The 16,569-nt window shown below is 55.6% G+C and carries 15 protein-coding genes and 1 riboswitch; of the genes, 9 read left to right on the top strand and 6 right to left on the bottom strand.

Going from position 1 to position 16,569, the window contains the following annotated elements:
• The first annotated feature begins 224 nt into the window (after positions 1 to 224).
• From FHI25_RS03650 to FHI25_RS03665, 4 genes are all read left to right on the top strand, one after another.
• A complete protein-coding gene (locus FHI25_RS03650; protein ID WP_210515231.1) occupies positions 225 to 1,448 on the top strand; it encodes a response regulator in 1,224 nt (407 codons plus the stop codon).
• Between the two features lie 131 nt (positions 1,449 to 1,579).
• Positions 1,580 to 2,803 carry a response regulator gene (locus FHI25_RS03655; RefSeq protein WP_210515234.1) on the top strand — a complete coding sequence of 408 codons (1,224 nt, stop codon included), beginning with the start codon at positions 1,580 to 1,582 and terminating at the stop codon, positions 2,801 to 2,803.
• Between the two features lie 12 nt (positions 2,804 to 2,815).
• The gene (locus tag FHI25_RS03660) at positions 2,816 to 4,021 is read left to right on the top strand and encodes an HD domain-containing phosphohydrolase (protein WP_210515237.1); all 1,206 of its coding nucleotides are present in this window, start codon (positions 2,816 to 2,818) and stop codon (positions 4,019 to 4,021) included.
• On the top strand, positions 4,018 to 5,439 hold the full coding sequence (locus FHI25_RS03665; RefSeq protein ID WP_210515240.1) for an ATP-binding protein: 1,422 nt from the start codon (positions 4,018 to 4,020) through the stop codon (positions 5,437 to 5,439). Before FHI25_RS03660 ends, FHI25_RS03665 begins: the two co-directional genes overlap by 4 nt.
• Here the strand turns inward: FHI25_RS03665 and FHI25_RS03670 are convergent.
• The 3 genes from FHI25_RS03670 to FHI25_RS03680 all read right to left on the bottom strand — a co-directional run bounded on the left by FHI25_RS03670 (position 5,436) and on the right by FHI25_RS03680 (position 7,374).
• Positions 5,436 to 5,756, bottom strand: a complete 321-nt coding sequence (locus FHI25_RS03670; protein ID WP_210515242.1) for a YnfA family protein — start codon at positions 5,754 to 5,756, stop codon at positions 5,436 to 5,438. The genes FHI25_RS03665 and FHI25_RS03670 overlap by 4 nt on opposite strands.
• A gap of 16 nt (positions 5,757 to 5,772) precedes the next feature.
• A complete protein-coding gene (locus tag FHI25_RS03675; protein WP_210515244.1) occupies positions 5,773 to 6,783 on the bottom strand; it encodes an asparaginase in 1,011 nt (336 codons plus the stop codon).
• A 111-nt stretch (positions 6,784 to 6,894) separates the two neighbouring features.
• Complete coding sequence (locus tag FHI25_RS03680) at positions 6,895 to 7,374, bottom strand: Lrp/AsnC family transcriptional regulator (protein WP_064779910.1); 480 nt, start codon at positions 7,372 to 7,374, stop codon at positions 6,895 to 6,897.
• A gap of 140 nt (positions 7,375 to 7,514) precedes the next feature.
• Between FHI25_RS03680 and phhA the strand changes: the two genes are divergently transcribed.
• Positions 7,515 to 8,414, top strand: a complete 900-nt coding sequence (gene phhA, locus FHI25_RS03685; RefSeq protein ID WP_210515247.1) for a phenylalanine 4-monooxygenase — start codon at positions 7,515 to 7,517, stop codon at positions 8,412 to 8,414.
• 49 nt (positions 8,415 to 8,463) lie between these two features.
• Here the strand turns inward: phhA and FHI25_RS03690 are convergent, their stop codons facing one another.
• Complete coding sequence (locus tag FHI25_RS03690; protein WP_008888386.1) at positions 8,464 to 8,886, bottom strand: response regulator; 423 nt, start codon at positions 8,884 to 8,886, stop codon at positions 8,464 to 8,466.
• Positions 8,887 to 9,172: 286 nt separating this feature from the next.
• Positions 9,173 to 9,353, top strand: a riboswitch (cobalamin riboswitch).
• 135 nt (positions 9,354 to 9,488) lie between these two features.
• Here FHI25_RS03690 and FHI25_RS03695 point away from each other — a divergent pair.
• The 3 genes from FHI25_RS03695 to meaB all read left to right on the top strand — a co-directional run bounded on the left by FHI25_RS03695 (position 9,489) and on the right by meaB (position 14,817).
• Positions 9,489 to 11,537, top strand: coding sequence for a methylmalonyl-CoA mutase family protein (locus tag FHI25_RS03695; RefSeq protein WP_210515250.1), 2,049 nt, complete (start codon positions 9,489 to 9,491; stop codon positions 11,535 to 11,537).
• A 2-nt stretch (positions 11,538 to 11,539) separates the two neighbouring features.
• Positions 11,540 to 13,693, top strand: a complete 2,154-nt coding sequence (gene scpA / locus FHI25_RS03700) for a methylmalonyl-CoA mutase (RefSeq protein ID WP_210515253.1) — start codon at positions 11,540 to 11,542, stop codon at positions 13,691 to 13,693.
• 68 nt (positions 13,694 to 13,761) lie between these two features.
• A complete protein-coding gene (meaB, locus tag FHI25_RS03705) occupies positions 13,762 to 14,817 on the top strand; it encodes a methylmalonyl Co-A mutase-associated GTPase MeaB (RefSeq protein ID WP_210515256.1) in 1,056 nt (351 codons plus the stop codon).
• A gap of 58 nt (positions 14,818 to 14,875) precedes the next feature.
• Here the strand turns inward: meaB and FHI25_RS03710 are convergent, their stop codons facing one another.
• Both FHI25_RS03710 and FHI25_RS03715 read right to left on the bottom strand, forming a co-directional pair.
• Positions 14,876 to 15,028: a hypothetical protein gene (locus tag FHI25_RS03710; protein ID WP_157097701.1), complete on the bottom strand. Its 153-nt coding sequence runs from the start codon at positions 15,026 to 15,028 to the stop codon at positions 14,876 to 14,878.
• Between the two features lie 144 nt (positions 15,029 to 15,172).
• Positions 15,173 to 15,322 (bottom strand): hypothetical protein, encoded by a 150-nt coding sequence (locus tag FHI25_RS03715; protein ID WP_157097702.1) that lies wholly within the window; start codon positions 15,320 to 15,322, stop codon positions 15,173 to 15,175.
• Positions 15,323 to 15,525: 203 nt separating this feature from the next.
• Between FHI25_RS03715 and FHI25_RS03720 the strand changes: the two genes are divergently transcribed.
• Positions 15,526 to 16,524, top strand: coding sequence for a tRNA-dihydrouridine synthase (locus FHI25_RS03720; protein ID WP_210515259.1), 999 nt, complete (start codon positions 15,526 to 15,528; stop codon positions 16,522 to 16,524).
• Positions 16,525 to 16,569 lie beyond the last annotated feature (45 nt).

Consider the following 16,569-nt stretch of genomic DNA (forward strand, 5'->3'; position numbering starts at 1 on the left):
GGCATAAATATATGATTACACAATACTTATCGCGTTGCATGGTTTTCTTGCAGCCTGTTGCGGATCTGTCAATCGTGCGATCAATAATGCGGAGCAATGTGTTTGCAACGGCAGCGCCATATATGGGTAGGATCGCGCAGGGAACCGGCCCGTGATTTTGCGATCTTGTATGGGGTCCCGCCGACCCCCATTTGCAAAATGTATTTTAAGAAGAAGCGGGTAAAATGCACCACATTCTGTTTGTTGATGATGATGCCAACATCCTGAACGGATTGCGCCGACGTCTGCGCAGCACCCGTCCCGAGTGGAACCTTTATTTCGCCAATAGCGGGTCTCAGGCCATCGAACTTGCCGAAAACAAGGATCTCGACGTCATCGTTTCAGACATCCAGATGCCTGGCATGGACGGTGTGACCTTGCTTGAAACCTTGCAGAAAACCCATCCCGATGCCGTACGTATCATTCTGACCGGTCATGCCGACAACGCATCCTATCTGCGCACCATCGGCCCGGCACACCAGTTTCTGAGCAAACCTTGCGATCATGAAACCCTCGTCGACAGTATCGAAAACGCGCTGGGTCTGCGTCAGTTGTTGAGAAGCCCCGAACTTAGAACCCTTGTCGCCGGTTCCAAAAGCCTCGCCTCGCCACCCGACACCTACATGCGTCTGGAAACGGCCTTTTCGAACCCGAATTACGCGCTTGATACCGTCAGTAAAATTGTTGAGTCCGATATCGCGCTGGCCACCGAAGTTTTGAAACTGACCAACTCATCCTATTTCGCAGTGACGCAGAATGTTTCGTCGATCGCGCACGCGGTCAGGATGCTGGGGATGGAAACGCTCAAGGCACTTGCCCTTTTTGTCGGGCTATATCGCGGCTTTGACGGCCCGGCCAGTCAGGCAGCCAATCTTAAACGCCTGTGCCACCGCTCCCAGCAGATTGGCGTTACGGCGGCCCTGATTGCCGAATATGAACGGCTTCCGCGTGAAATTTGCCATGCTGTGCCATCCATCGGGATGCTTAGTCACATCGGAACGTTGATCCTTTATACCAAGCGCCCTGATGAGATGCAGGCGGTCATTGACCGTGTTGAAAAAGAAGGCATTTCAATTGATCAGGCGGAGGCCGAACAATTCGGGGCCGGACATGCCGAAATCGGTGCCTATTTGTTGGGATTGTGGGGTTTCCCGGCACCTGTCATTCAGGCGGTTGCCTATCATCATCGGCCAATGGATTTGCCACACCGGGAAATGACGGCCCTGACCGCGATCTATGTTGCGCAACATCTGACACGTGAAATTGCCGATCGTGATGCCGGACGGACGGTCGAAAGCACGATCGATCAGGAATATCTCGCCCAGATCGGCAAGCAGAGTCACATTGAAGAATGGACCAATATTGCGGCTGTTGTTTCCAACAGATACCGCGAACTGACCAACAACTAGATCACGTGTCCTGATGTGCCCCGTCATCAGGAAAAAGGGGCAAAAAGGACACGACCCTCCACATATGCGGACTATCAAAGATCCTTTGCAGGCCCCATGTATATACCATGGAGCACACGCATGAGGTGAAAATGAGCGTCATCCTTTTTGTCGATGATGACAAAAATATTCTGGATGGTTTGCGTCGCCGGTTACGCTCGGTCCGGTCCGGCTGGGAGCTGCATTTCGCGCATGACGCGGAAAGCGCCTTGGCGAAGGCTGCCGAAATGGAACCGGATGTCGTCGTTTCCGACATGCGCATGCCCGGAACCGATGGCGCAGAACTTTTGACCATCATGCAGGAAAAACACCCGCATAGCGCGCGTATCATTCTGTCGGGTTTTGCCGAGGAAGAGGCAATCCTGCGCACGGTTGGCCCGGCTCATCAGTATCTGGCAAAACCGTGTGATGATCAGATGCTGGTCGAAACCATCGAGAATGCGCTTGATCTGCGAGACCTTCTGACCAATCCGGACCTGCGTGCACTTGTTGGCGGGATTGATGCACTTGCCTCCCCGCCGATAACCTATACAAACCTTGTCAAGGCACTGGAAAACCCGCTGACCAGCAACGAGCAGCTTACGGCCATCGTTGCATCGGACATTGCGTTAACCGCCGAGATCCTGAAGCTGACCAACTCGGCCTATTTTGCGGTCAGTCAGAAAATCACATCTGTCTCGCAAGCCATCCGCATGATTGGCGTCGATACGCTTAAGGCGCTTGCCCTGTTTATCGGTCTGTTTCGCAGTTTTGAAGGCCCCAAACCGGCGGTCACGCGGATGATGCAACTGTGCAAGCGCAGCCAGCAGCTTGGCGTTGTCGCCACCTTGATCGCCGAACAGGAAAAGCTTCCAAAGGAAGTGATCAGTGTCATGGCCGCTGTGGGCATGCTGAGCCATACCGGCAGTTTGATCCTTTATGCCTATCGCGCCAATGAAATGGCCGAGGTCATCAAGCGGGTCGAAACCGAAGACATTCCGATTAACGTTGCCGAACGTGACCAGTTTGGCGCGGCCCACCCGGAAATCGGTGCGTACCTTTTGGGCCTGTGGGGCTTTCCAAGCGCCATGGTGCAGACGGTTGCCTATCACCATCGCCCGCAAGACACGCGGCATACCGAAATGAATGCGCTTAGCGCAATCTATATTGCCCAGCATCTGGCCCGCGAAGTCGCCATTGAAAGCCGCACCGGCCAGGCCCCCGAAAGCCGCATTGACCTTGAATATCTTGAACGTCTGGGAAAAGCCGACCGGTTGCCGGTCTGGCGCGAAATTGCCCGCGTGGTTGAAGAAAAATACCGCGAAATGGATACGTAAGGGAGAGAGATGATGACACAGAATCCCCCTGTACTCTTCGTTGATGACGATGAAAACCTGTTGATGGGACTTAAGCGCAAGCTGCGCGGCAAGTTCGATTTCGACACGGCGGTCGGCCCGCTTCAGGCGCTTGAGAAAATCAAGGCGGGCAACAAATATTCGGTTTGTGTTGCCGACATGCGCATGCCCGACATGGACGGTGTGAAGCTACTGGCCGAGGTTGCCAGACTCAGCCCCGATACAGTCAACATGATGCTAACCGGCAATGCCGACCAGCATACCGCCGTCGAAGCAATCAACCGAGGGCATATTTTCCGCTTTTTCAACAAGCCATGCGAGGACGAGGACCTGATTGCCGGTGTTAAGGCGGGCTTGCGCCAATATCAGTTGATCACCGCGGAAAAGGCGCTGATCGAACAGACCCTGGCGGGCAGTGTAAAGGTCCTGACCGAGGTGTTGGCACAACTCAATCCGGCGATTTTTGGCAAGGCGATGCGCGCCAAGCTTTGGTGCGATACCATTGCCAAACAGATCGGCTATCCGCATCCGTGGGAATTGGGGTTGGCCGCGTTGCTGGCGCCAATTGGTTATGTCTCCCTGCCGCCGGAAATCCTTTCCCGCCTTGGCGAGGACAAGCCACTTCAGCCGCTTGAACGGGACGTGGTCCGACGCACACCCGAAGTGGCGCGCAAACTGATTTCCAATATCCCGCGTCTGGAACAAGTTGCCGGTATTGTCTATCTGCAAAACCGCAATTTTGACGGATCGGGCTTCCCGGCCGAAGGCCCGCTTGGCACGGAAATTCCGTTGGGTGCGCGGGTCCTTCGGATTTTCAACGACCTTGGCAAAATTGTCGAAAGTGATCTTGTCGTCAAACAGCACTTTGACGAGTTGCGCCACCAGCCAAAGCGCTACGACCCGGAGCTGCTCGACAAGATCGAGGCCCTGTTGGCCAAAGAAGATCCGTCCTATGACAAGGTCGCCTACCCCAAAGGGACCGAGCATGACATCTATCTGAAGGCGCTGCGCATGGGTGATTTCCTGCTCACAGATATCGAAACCCGCGAGGGGCAAGTGCTTTTGGCACACGGCAACTACGTATCGGAGATACAGCTTCAGCGGTTGCGCGTATTTCAGGAACTTCATCAGTTCCATGAACCGATCCGTGTGAGACGCGGCGGACAGGACCCAGAAATCACGATACGCGAGGGCTCATGACCGAAGACCAGGACAGCACTGATGCACCGAAAATCCTGAGCGGCACCGCCGATATCGCGTCCGGCTCGGATTTGCTTGATGCTGCGATGGAAATTGATGCGCCCGAAGATGTGCGTGCGCGTTTCCTCGCACTACTGACCGAGCAGAAACGGCGCAAGAAGGAAACCACCCAGCGGCTCAAGACCATTCTTGATAGCGTTGTCGAGGGGATCCTGATCATTGATGCCACTGGCATGATCCAGGACTTCAACAAATCAGCCGCCGAAATCCTGCGCGCAACCGGCGATGAGCTTCTGGGCACTTCGGTCGATGTCATGTTCATTGATCGCAAGGCAACCGTGCGCCACAAGCTTTTGAACCGCTGCATCAATATCAGCAGTGGTGTGCTGAAATATGACTATACCGAAACCATGGCGCAGCGCCTTGATGGCGACAGCTTTCCGATGGAAATCATCGTAAGTCCGGCCAATTTCGCCTCCGAGATGAGCTATCTTTACATTTTCCGCGACATCACCCGACGCAAGAACGCGGAAGTCGCGCAAAAGAAGCTTGAAGAAGACTTGCGCGAGGCCCTTAAGCTTGAGGCGATTGGCCATCTGGCGGGCGGCATTGCGCATGAAATCAATACGCCCAGCCAGTATATCCGCGACAACCTGAAGTTCCTGAATGACAGTTACGGGGCGCTTTCGCGCATGCTTGGTCTGGCCTTGCAGACCTTGTGGAAAAACCGTGCAAATTTGCCGCCCAATACGTTTGAGGATTTCGCCCGACAAATGCGCGATTCCGATCTTGAATTTCTGCTTGAGGAAATCCCGCATGCCACCCAACAGTCCCTTGATGGCATCAATCAGGTGGCGCGCATTGTCCTGTCGATGAAGGAATTCTCCCATCCCGGCGGGACGGAAAAAACCACCACCGACATCAACCGGGTCCTGTCGAACGTGATTGTGATTTCACGCAATGAGTGGAAACACAATGCCGACATCACCGAGGAACTTGATCCGGAAATCCCGCATATTCCGTGCCACATTAACGAGGTCAATCAGGTCTTCCTCAACCTGATTGTCAACGCAGCACAGGCCATTCAGGCGGCCGGGCGCAAACCCGAAGAAGGTCACATCACTGTCAAGACCACGTCGCTTGATGACAGCATCCTGATTTCGATTTCCGACAACGGAACCGGTATTGCCAAGGAAAACCGGTCAAAGGTGTTCAACCCGTTCTTTACCACCAAGGAAGTTGGCAAGGGCACGGGACAGGGACTTTCGATCACCCATGACATCGTCACGGTGCGCCATGGCGGACGCATCTGGTTTGAAACCGAAATGGGAAAGGGAACGACATTCCGCGTACTTCTGCCCGCCGAAGACCGCACTGGCAAAAAGCCCGATGAAAAATCCGAGAAAACCAAGACCTAACGCGGGGCAAACAGGATGATCCCGGCACCCAAAAGGCAAACCAGCAATCCGGTTACATCCCAGCGGTCGGGTGTGGTGCGTTCAACCACCCACATCCAGAAGATCGATGCCGTAATGTAAACACCGCCATAGGCCGCATAAGCCCGCCCGGCAAAGTCGGCCTCAACCCGGGTCAGAAGCCAGGCAAAGACAATCAGGGATGCGACACCCGGCACGACCCAAAAGATCGATTTCCCGGATCGAAGCCAAGCCCAGAAGGCAAAACACCCGGCAATTTCGGCAATGGCTGCAAAGATATAGGCCGCAATGCTTTGCATCTGTTCCCCGTTTTGATCAGAAGGCCGGGCGCAAGTCCCCGGCATATTTGCCCGCCCAGTTGGTCAGAACCGGGGTCAGGTATTTTTTAAGGACCTCGGCCTTGGCGTCATCAATCACGCCATGTTTGCGCAGGATCGTGCCCATCGCAACCTCTGCCCCGCGCTGGGTGCCATCATCGATTTTAAGCGCCACACCAAGCCCCTGTTTGGGGAAGGCCGCGCAATAGACACCCTCTGCGCCGACCTTGACCAGTGCATCTTCACCGCATTCTTCCATGATCCCGGTGCAAAACCGCCCGGTTCCGGCAACCATGAAGGGGGCATTTGCACAGCCCTTGCGGATGCGCTTGATCGCATCAATGCGTTTGGCATCAAGGCCAACTGGATCGGCCATGCGCGCCATGGCAAGGCCCAGATCACGCAACCGCATGCCAATCACCGGAATGCCACAGCCATCAATGCCGCGCGGGGTCGAAGACAGATCGCAATCACCCATCTCTTCCAACACCTTGATCAGGCGTTGCTGAACCGGATGGGATTCTTCGATATAGCCAGCCGGGTCTTCGCCAAGCTGCTGTGCGGTCGACAGGAACCCTGAATGCTTGCCAGAGCAATTGTTGTGCGCTTTGGTCAGGCCCACATGATCAGACGCCTGTTTAATCGCGGCATTCAGGCTGAGTGAATAATGCGGGGCGCATTCCAGCGTATCGACCGAAAGGCCAATCTTCTCCAACCATGCCTTGACGGTTTGGGCGTGTTCTTCCTCGCCATTGTGTGATGAGCAGGCAAGAGCGATGTGTTTGTCCTCAAGCCCGAAGGCCTCGACCGCACCGCTTTCAACAAACGGAATGGCCAGAAGCGGCTTGATCGCAGATCGCGGATACATCAGCGCATCAATATCACCGCCCTGATCAACCACGGTCCCGTCAGACGTCATCACGACGTAACGGCCGCGATGGAAACTTTCGACCATATCGCCGCGTGTGGCTTCGACAAGGATCGGGTTGGCAGCGATTGACTGAGGCATTTTAAAGCTCCGGCTTTGGTGGGTTGATCAGTCTATGCCTGAAACACTGGTGGAAAATCAAGTATGGCAAATCTTGCAACTGCGAATGTGCCCGCCATCTGAGGGCTGCCTTTAAACACCTTTTGGCAATGGTATGGCCGTCAGGTTCTTGTATTCCTTCAAAACCAAACTGGATTGCACATCGCGCACATTGGGCATTGAAAGCAACTGATGGGTGACAAAATCGCCAAAGCTTTCGATATCGCGCGCCACGGACACCAGCAGAAAATCCTGCCGTCCCGTCATCGCCCAGCAGGACAGAATTTCCGGAAGATCATTCATCGCGCGGGCAAAATCCTCCGCCCCCTGTTCGGTATGGCTTTGCAAGCGGACCTGAATGGTCGCCAGCACCCCAAAGCCAAGTTTCTTGCGATCCAGAAGGGCGACCTGACGTTTGATCACCCCGGATGCCTCAAGCTGTTTGACCCGACGCAAACAGGGCGATGGGGACATGCCGACCATTTCGGCCAGTTGGACATTGCTGATGGCGGCGTCCTTTTGCAGGGCCTGCAATATCCGGATATCGGTCGCGCTTAGCGTCACATCGGTCATTTTAAACCCCAAATCAAACCAACAAGGTCACAATATGCACATCATAACCGATTTGAACGCCTTATTGGCCAGAAAATGACATTAGAGTTGATGTAAAATGATCCTTGTAAATCGGCAATAGAACCCGAAAGAGGACGGCCATGAATCAGGGAAACGATCTGCGTGGTGACTACAGCCACATCAATGACGACTACACCATCGATCAGGACTGGAGCACATATACCGAGGCCGAGCACGAACTATGGCGCAAACTCTATGACCGCCAGTCGCGCATTTTGCCCGGTTATGCTGCTGAGGATTACATTCGCAATCTGATGAAACTTGATGCGGCGGATCAGATTCCGCATTTCGGCCGGGTCAGCGAGAAGCTTCATGCGGCGACAGGCTGGCATCTTGTCGCGGTTCCGGGGCTGGTGCCTGATGATGTGTTTTTTGACCATCTTGCCAATCGGCGGTTCCCGGTCACGGTCTGGCTGCGCAAGCCCGAGGAAATGGATTATCTGGTCGAACCTGACATCTTCCATGACTTTTTTGGCCATGTGCCGATGCTCTATGACCCGACCTTTGCCGACTATCTGGCGGCCTATGGCGCCAAGGGCCCAGAGGCCATTGCGATGGGCGGCCTGAAACAACTGGCCCGGATGTATTGGTATATGGTCGAGTTTGGCCTGATCATGACCCCGCATGGTTTGCGCGCCTATGGGGCGGGCATGTTGTCATCGCAAACCGAAACCATCTATTCGGTCACCGATCCCACACCGAACCGGGTGGCGTTCGAGCTTGAACGCGTCATGGGCACGGATTATGCGATTGATGATTTCCAGAAAACCTATTTCGTTCTGGAAAGTTACGATCAGTTGTTTGACGCGATGAATGTGCCGCTGGCCCCGATCTATGATCGGCTTGCCAAGAAGCCTACGATTGATCCGGCGACCACCTTGCCGACAGACCGGCTTTATCATGTGCATGGGGCCGCAGACAGCATCATTTCCCTTGGCGAGGAGCCCCACAGGACCCATAGACAACAACGCCCTGCATAAGGCAGGGCGTGGCGATCCGTTCAAGGGCAGGGCTGGTCTCCCAGCACCGCTAGCAGGCACTGATGGAATGACCCAGCACCCGATTGAGTTGTTCAAGCACCACTTTCGGGCTGGCGTCCTTGCTGATGAAATCGGCCGCCCCAAGCGCATCGGCTTGTGCGCGGGTGTCGGCATCATAATGGGCCGAGAAGAAGAAAACCGGCACGTTTTGGCTGTTGGGATAGCGGCGGCGAATTTCGCAGAACGCTTCAAAGCCGCTCATACCCGGCATTTCAATATCAAGGATGATGGCACGGGGATAAAGCCCGTCCAGCTGATCAATCAGATCATCGGCACAATCAAAACCGGCCACGTCATATCCTGCCCGACGCAACACTGTTTCAAGGGCTGCCTTGGCGCTGGGACTGTCGTCGGCGAACGCAACCAGTCCATCAGGACAAAATTGCGACGGCATGGCGCTGAGCGCGTTCATGGATGGCGATACTCCGAGTTTTGGGACAAGTCCAAACTGACAGACGAAAATGTCAAATTGGTTAAACCCGCCAAATTTTTGCCACGCAATGTTCCGCCTTCACCCCGATCTCGCACCCGTGCCGCGAAAGTATAAGGCCGCAATGATCGGAACCATGTGACGCGCAAACCACGAACAGACGTGCAAAACCCCAATGTTTCCGCCGACATAACGTTACGGAAACCTGATTTGTCGGGGTCGATATCCGTCTAAATAGGTATTTCCATGCCTATTTACGGAATTAGGGACAGGTGCTATAAACCGCCATGTCGCGAATGTGACCGGAAAATAGGATCGGGAATCCGGTGCGGCCTTGCCTTAGCGCACTTTGGCCAAGCCCGGAACTGCCCCCGCAACTGTAAGCGAAATGGCCTTTTTGTCAGGCTTTCTCGCGAGTCAGAATACCGATGGTGTTTTCTTGGCATGAAATGGGCCGGGCGGGGTGTACCGGGTACTGGGAATCCGTAGTAGAATAGAATTTGGCAACGTTCCGTGCCCGACGCCATATGAAGACCCCATATGGAGTCGCATCAAGGACGGGACACACCAAGCCGGGAGAAACCATGTCCGACCCGCTAAAGCTCGCATCCGAATTTCCATCTGCTGATTATGCAAGTTGGCGCAAGCTGGCCGAAGAGGCCCTTAAAGGGGCACCGTTCGAAAAGAAGCTTGTCACCAATACGCTTGATGGCTTTTCCGTTCAGCCGATCTATACAAATGACGATCAGGATGACGCGACCCGGCTGATCCACGAAGTTCTTAATGCCACGGTCGAGCCGCGCGAAACCGTCACCGGGTGGGACATTCGCCAGCTTCATACCCATCCCGATCCCAAGGCGACCAATACCGCGATCCTTGAGGATCTTGAAAATGGGGCTACCTCGATCACGCTAAAACTTGATGCCGCTGCCCGGGCCGGGCGCGAAATCAGTTCCGCCGAGGTTGGTGTTGACGGGATTGCCATTCATTGTCTGGCCGATCTTGATGCCGCCCTTGAGGATGTTTACACCAACCTTGCCACAGTCGGACTTGATGCCGGGGCGGCAGGTGTTCCGGCCGCGGCCCTGTTGGCCGCACATATTGCAAATACCGACGGTGCCGACGAAGCCGCACCGGCCTTTAACATGGATCCGATTGGCACGCTGGCATCGACCGGCACCCTGCCCTGTGGGGCACAGGACGCGGTTGATCATGCGGCAAGCGTTGCGGTCGAGCTGATTGATCTGTTCCCGCTGGCGACGGCGATTTCGGTCAATGGCGCGCCATATTATAATGCCGGGGCCACCGATGGTCAGGAACTGGCCTGTTTGCTGGCAAGCGGGGTGACTTATTTGCGCGCCCTGACCGATGCGGGGATGGCGGTTGATCAGGCCGCGGGTGCGATGGTGTTTAATGTTGCCGTCGGCACAGACTTCTTTGCCGGGATCGCCAAGCTGCGTGCCCTTCGCATGATGTGGAGCCGCGTTCTTTCGGCATCCGGTGCCGAGGATGCAACAATTACGATCAATGCGGTTTCGGCCGAATTGGCCCTGACCAAGGTTGATCCATGGGTCAATATGCTGCGCACCACGGTCACCAGCTTTGCCGCCGGTCTTGGCGGTGCCGACAGTGTGACCTGCCTGCCTTATGATCATCTGATTGGCCTGCCCGATGGCTTTGCGCGCCGCATTGCACGCAACACTCAACTGATTTTGCAGGAAGAAAGCAACGTGCACCGGGTGATCGATCCGGCGGGTGGTTCGTGGTTTATTGAAAACCTGACCAAGGAACTGGCGAAGGCCGCCTGGTCCAAGTTCCAGTCGCTTGAATCTTCGGGTGGTATTCTTAGTGCCCTTGCCAATGGTAGCCTTAAGACCGAGATCGAGACCGTCTGGAACGCGCGTGAAAAACGCCTGTCGACCCGTCGTGATCCGCTGACCGGTGTGTCGGAATTCCCCAACATCACAGAAGCCAAAGTAACCTGCGAAAAGCCGGACCTTGAGGCGATCATTTCAGATGCCAAAGCCCGCCAAACCAAGTTTGATGGCACGGTCGGCAAAAGCCTGAGCGCCATGATTGAGGCCGCCCGCGCAGGCGCTACCATCGGGCATATGTTTACCGATCTTTATGGCACCAGTGCAGCAACATGTATCGGCGCCCTGCCCGCCCATCGCCTTGCTGAACGTTACGAGGTGCTTCGCAAGCGGTCTGATGCGCATAAGGCAAAGACCGGCTCCTTCCCGCAGGTCTTCCTGGCCAATCTTGGCAAGGTCGCCCAGCACACGGCACGTGCGACCTTCGCGCGTAACTTCTTTGAAGCTGGCGGGATCGAGGCAATCACCAATAACGGCTTTGCCACTGCTGATGATGTCGCAACCGCCTTTGGCGACAGTGGGGCGAAAATCGCCATTATTTGTGGATCGGACCCGCAATATGCCGACATGGCAGCGGATGTTGCCAAGGCGCTGAAATCCAAAGGGGCCAGCATGGTTTATCTTGCGGGCCAGCCGGGTGATGCGAAGTCGGCTTACGAAGCAGCCGGCATTGACGAGTTTGTCTTTGTCGGGGCCGATGTCCTTGCCATTTGTGGTGCCGCACTTGATCATCTTCTTGGCAAACAGGGGGAGAAATAACCATGACCCGCATTCCTGATTTCTCCGACCTTCCGCTGTTTGATGGCGCGTCCGCCGGTGCCAAGGACCCGTTTGAAAGCACGCCCTGGACCACGCCCGAAGGCATTGATGTCAAATCATCCTACGGCCCCAAGGATCTGGACGGGATTGATCACCTGAGTACCATGCCGGGCATGCCGCCGTTTTTGCGTGGCCCCTACCCGACCATGTATGTGCAGCGTCCCTGGACGATCCGCCAATATGCCGGTTTCTCCACCGCCGAGGAATCCAACGCGTTCTATCGCCGCAACCTAGCCGCCGGGCAAAAAGGGCTTTCGATTGCCTTCGATCTTGCGACCCACCGCGGCTATGACAGTGATCATCCGCGTGTAGCAGGCGACGTTGGCATGGCCGGTGTGGCGATTGACAGCATCTATGACATGCGCACCCTTTTTGATGGCATCCCGCTTGATGAGATGTCGGTTTCCATGACCATGAATGGTGCTGTTCTGCCAGTCATGGCGCTTTATATTGCGGCCGCCGAAGAACAGGGTGTGAAGCACGAACAGCTTTCGGGCACCATTCAGAACGACATTCTGAAAGAGTTCATGGTGCGCAACACCTATATCTATCCGCCGAAGCCCTCGATGCGGATCATATCGGACATCTTTGCCTTTACCTCGCAAAACATGCCGAAATTCAACTCGATATCGATTTCCGGCTACCACATGCAGGAAGCCGGTGCGACGGCCGATCTGGAGCTCGCCTATACCCTGGCGGATGGCATCGAATATGCCCGTGCCGGTCAGGCGGCGGGCCTTCCGATTGATAAATTCGCGCCGCGTCTGTCGTTCTTCTGGGCGATTGGCATGAACTTCTTCATGGAAATCGCCAAGATGCGTGCAGCCCGCATGATCTGGGCCAAGCTGATCAAACAGTTCGATCCGCAAAACCCCAAATCGCTGTCGCTGCGCACCCACAGCCAGACATCGGGGTGGTCGCTGACCGCCCAAGACGTATTTAACAACGTCATCCGCACCTGTGTTGAGGCGATGGCATCCACACAGGGCCACACCCAGTCGCTGCATACCAATGCACTGGATGAGGCATTGGCCCTGCCGACCGATTTCTCGGCCCGGATTGCGCGTAACACCCAGCTGTTCCTGCAGCAGGAAAGCGGCACCACCAATGTCATCGATCCGTGGGGTGGTTCATACTATGTCGAACGCCTGACCCGTGATCTGGCGGAAAAGGCATGGGCGCATATCGCCGAGGTCGAAGAACAGGGCGGCATGGCCAAGGCGATTGAAGCCGGCATTCCGAAAATGCGCATCGAAGAAGCCGCAGCCCGCACGCAGGCCCGCATCGATAGCGGCCGTCAAACCTTGGTCGGTGTAAACAAATACCGCGTCACCGATGATCGCCCGGTGGATGTGCTTCAGGTCGATAACGCCGAAGTCCGCCGTCAGCAGATCGCCAAACTCGAACGCCTGCGGGCTGAGCGTGACAACGCAGCAGTTGAAAGTGCCCTGACCGCGCTGACCAATGCCGCCGATGCTGGCAATGGCAACCTGCTTGAACTCGCCGTCGAAGCGGCCCGTGCCAAATGCACGGTTGGCGAGATTTCCGATGCGCTTGAAAAGGTCTATGGCCGTCATCAGGCGGTAATCCGGTCGATCTCCGGCGTTTATAAAACCGAAGTCGGGGCCGATAACGAGGCACTGGCCAAGGTTGATCGCCTGATCACGAAGTTTGAGGCCAATGAAGGCCGCCGTCCGCGTATCCTGATCGCCAAGATGGGTCAGGATGGTCATGACCGGGGTCAGAAGGTGATCGCGACTGCCTTTGCCGATCTTGGCTTTGATGTCGATATCGGCCCGCTGTTCCAGACCCCGGAAGAGGCCGCCAAACAGGCAGTGGAAAACGATGTTCATATCGTCGGTGCCAGTTCGCTTGCCGCCGGCCACCTGACCCTTGTGCCACAGTTGCGCGCAGAGCTTGATAAGCTTGGCCGTGAAGACATCATGATTGTTGCCGGGGGCGTGATCCCGCCGCAGGACTTCGACAAACTGTTCGAAGCCGGGGCCGAGGCGATCTTCCCGCCCGGAACGGTCATTGCCGAAGCGGCTGGCGACCTGCTAGAAAAGCTTAATCAGTCTGGTGAGGAAGCGGCCTGAGGGCCCTTCCCCGCCACGACGTAACGCTTTGCTGGCGTGAGACGCGCCAAAAGTTCAAGGAACGCCTGGTGAAAGAAACACTGCGCACCATACCCGGAGGCTCGGGCGGCACGGTCAGCCCGCGCAAGGCCGTGCGCAGACGTGTGCTTTCAACCGATGAAATCGTTAAGGGTGTTCTGGCAGGCGACCGCACGATTCTGTCACGCGCGATCACCCTGGTCGAAAGCCGCAATCCCAAACATTTCGAACAGGCGCAGGCGGTTCTGGCCGAATTGATGCCCGAAACGGGCGGATCGCAGCGCATCGGGATTACCGGTGTGCCCGGTGTGGGCAAATCAACCTTTATCGAGGCGTTTGGCAAAAACCTGACCAAGGCAGGCAAAAAAGTCGCCGTGCTGGCGGTTGATCCAACCAGTGCACGATCCGGCGGTTCCATTCTGGGGGATAAGACCCGAATGAACGAACTCTCGATCGATCCCAATGCCTATATCCGCCCATCGCCCAGCAGCGGCTATCTGGGTGGGGTCAATCGCATGACGCGCGAGACCATCCTGCTGTGTGAGGCGGCCGGTTTTGATGTGGTTCTGGTCGAAACTGTCGGGGCCGGACAAAGCGAAACCATGGTCGCGCAGATGACGGATTTCTTCCTTGTTCTCATGTTGCCCGGTGCGGGGGATGAGCTTCAGGGCATCAAGAAAGGCGTTCTGGAAATTGCCGATCTGATCGCGGTTAACAAGGCCGATGCCGACCCGGCAAAGGCGCGCGAAGCCAAACGTGAGTATTCCTCAGCTTTGCGGATTATGCAGCCAAGCAGCAAACATTGGCGCCCACAATCCGTGATGGTTTCAGCCCTGATCAATGACGGGCTTGATAACATATGGGACCTGATCAACCAGCATCGCACCGTGATGGAAAAGGAAGGCGAATTTGCCGCCAAGCGTGCCCGCCAGCAACATGACTGGATGTGGACGATGTTGCGTGACCGGTTGCTTGAAACCTTTACCGCACGTGATGACGTGGCAAGCAGAATTCAGGCACTTGAGGCCGATGTCCTATCTGGCACCACCAACCCGACGGCTGCGGTCGAGGAATTATTGGGCCTGATCAAAATCGCCACGAAATAGGCAAAACAAAAGGCCGCACAAAACGCGCGGCCTCTTAAAACATAGAGCTAAAGCTGGCTTACTTGTTTTCGGCAGCTTTCAGCTTTTCTTTCAGGATTTTAAGCTTCTCGACCGCATCGTTGATTTCCTGATCAAGATGCTTGAGGCCTTCGCGCTTTTCGGTCGGGACGGATTCGAGCTCATCCAGGGCTTTTTCTACGATATACAGCATCCTGCAATCCTCTTTGTTTTGGTATCGGCGACGTTACTTTGGCACCGTGGGCACCGGCAACATTCACGCTGGTTAACATAACACCCAGCATGGACCAACCGATGTGTAAATTCAAAGACATGGATCAAGAATGATCCGAAAGTATCAACCGGCTGTCTGTTCAAGACGTTCCTGAAGGACCCGGATGCTTTCGGAGGTTGATTGCAAAACCTGTTCAAGGCCGGAAAGTTTTTCACGGGCTTCGCGCGAGACCGCTTCGACTTCATCAAGCGCGCTTTCAAAGATATAGAGCATGTTTATGCCCTTTCATTGTTGTTTTTGATGGTTCAAAGCTAGCCCTCAATTTCGCTGAAACCGTGTCAGCAATGCGCTATTTCTGCCGTATTTCGCCGCGAGAGCGCGCAGGACGGCAAGGCTGATCTGTGATTTTTCACCGACAGGTTTGGGCGGTTTGTGGTAAAACGCGCCAACTGATTTTCTGAAACTGGATAAACCCGATGACGCACCTGGTGCTGGCACCGATGGAAGGACTTGTTGACTGGCGCGTTCGGCAATTGCTGAGTGCTGCCGGCGGGTTCGACCTGTGCGTGACCGAGTTTATCCGGGTGTCGCAAAACCTGTTTCCGGCACACGTGTTTCATCGTTATTGCCCGGAACTTTTGAACGGCGGCAAGACGCTTTCGGGGGTGCCGGTTCTGGTTCAACTGATGGGCCATGACCCGGAACTGATGGGCGAAAACGCGGTTGTCGCGGTTGAGCTTGGCGCGCCGGGCATTGATATCAATTTTGGCTGCCCGTCCAAGACCGTGAACAAGCGCGAAGCCGGTGCGTCGCTTTTGAAATGCCCGGAAAACCTTTATGAAATCGTCGCCGCTGTGCGCCGTGCGGTGCCGGATCATATCCCGGTCAGTGCGAAGGTCCGGCTTGGATATTCCGACAAGGAAATGTTCCTTGATATCGCGCGTGCGGTTGAGGCCGGTGGCGCGCAGCACCTGACCGTGCATGCGCGCACCAAGATGGAAGGCTACAAACCGCCAGCGCATTGGGAATACCTCGCGCGCATTCGCGAGGCCGTTTCAATCGGCATGACCGGGAATGGCGAAATCTGGGAAGTCGCGGATTATCAGAAATGCCGCGATATATCGGGCTGCGACAGCTTTATGATCGGCCGGGGTGCCATTGCCGCCCCGGACCTTGCCAACCGGATCAAGGCATTTGAAGGCGGATCACACCTTCCCAAGGAAAGCTGGGCGGATGTTTTGTCCATGTTGCTGGCCTATTGCGATCTAATGGCGTCAGATGGTGCGTCGGAAAATCATCAGGCCGGACGCATCAAACAATGGATGGCCCTGATCCGCAAAAGCCACATCCAGGGTGAAGCCTGTTTTGACGAGATCAAACGCATCCGTTCGATTGACGAACTACGGGCCAAGCTGCGGCACGATATGTCATTGCCGGAAAATCAACGGACGAGTGACCTTATTGCTGCGGAATAGCAGGTCAATCTCACCAGTTACCCAAAAAGAAAACGGGCGGTCATC

Source organism: Thalassospira sp. ER-Se-21-Dark, assembly GCF_017922435.1.
In the GTDB taxonomy this organism is placed as follows: domain Bacteria; phylum Pseudomonadota; class Alphaproteobacteria; order Rhodospirillales; family Thalassospiraceae; genus Thalassospira.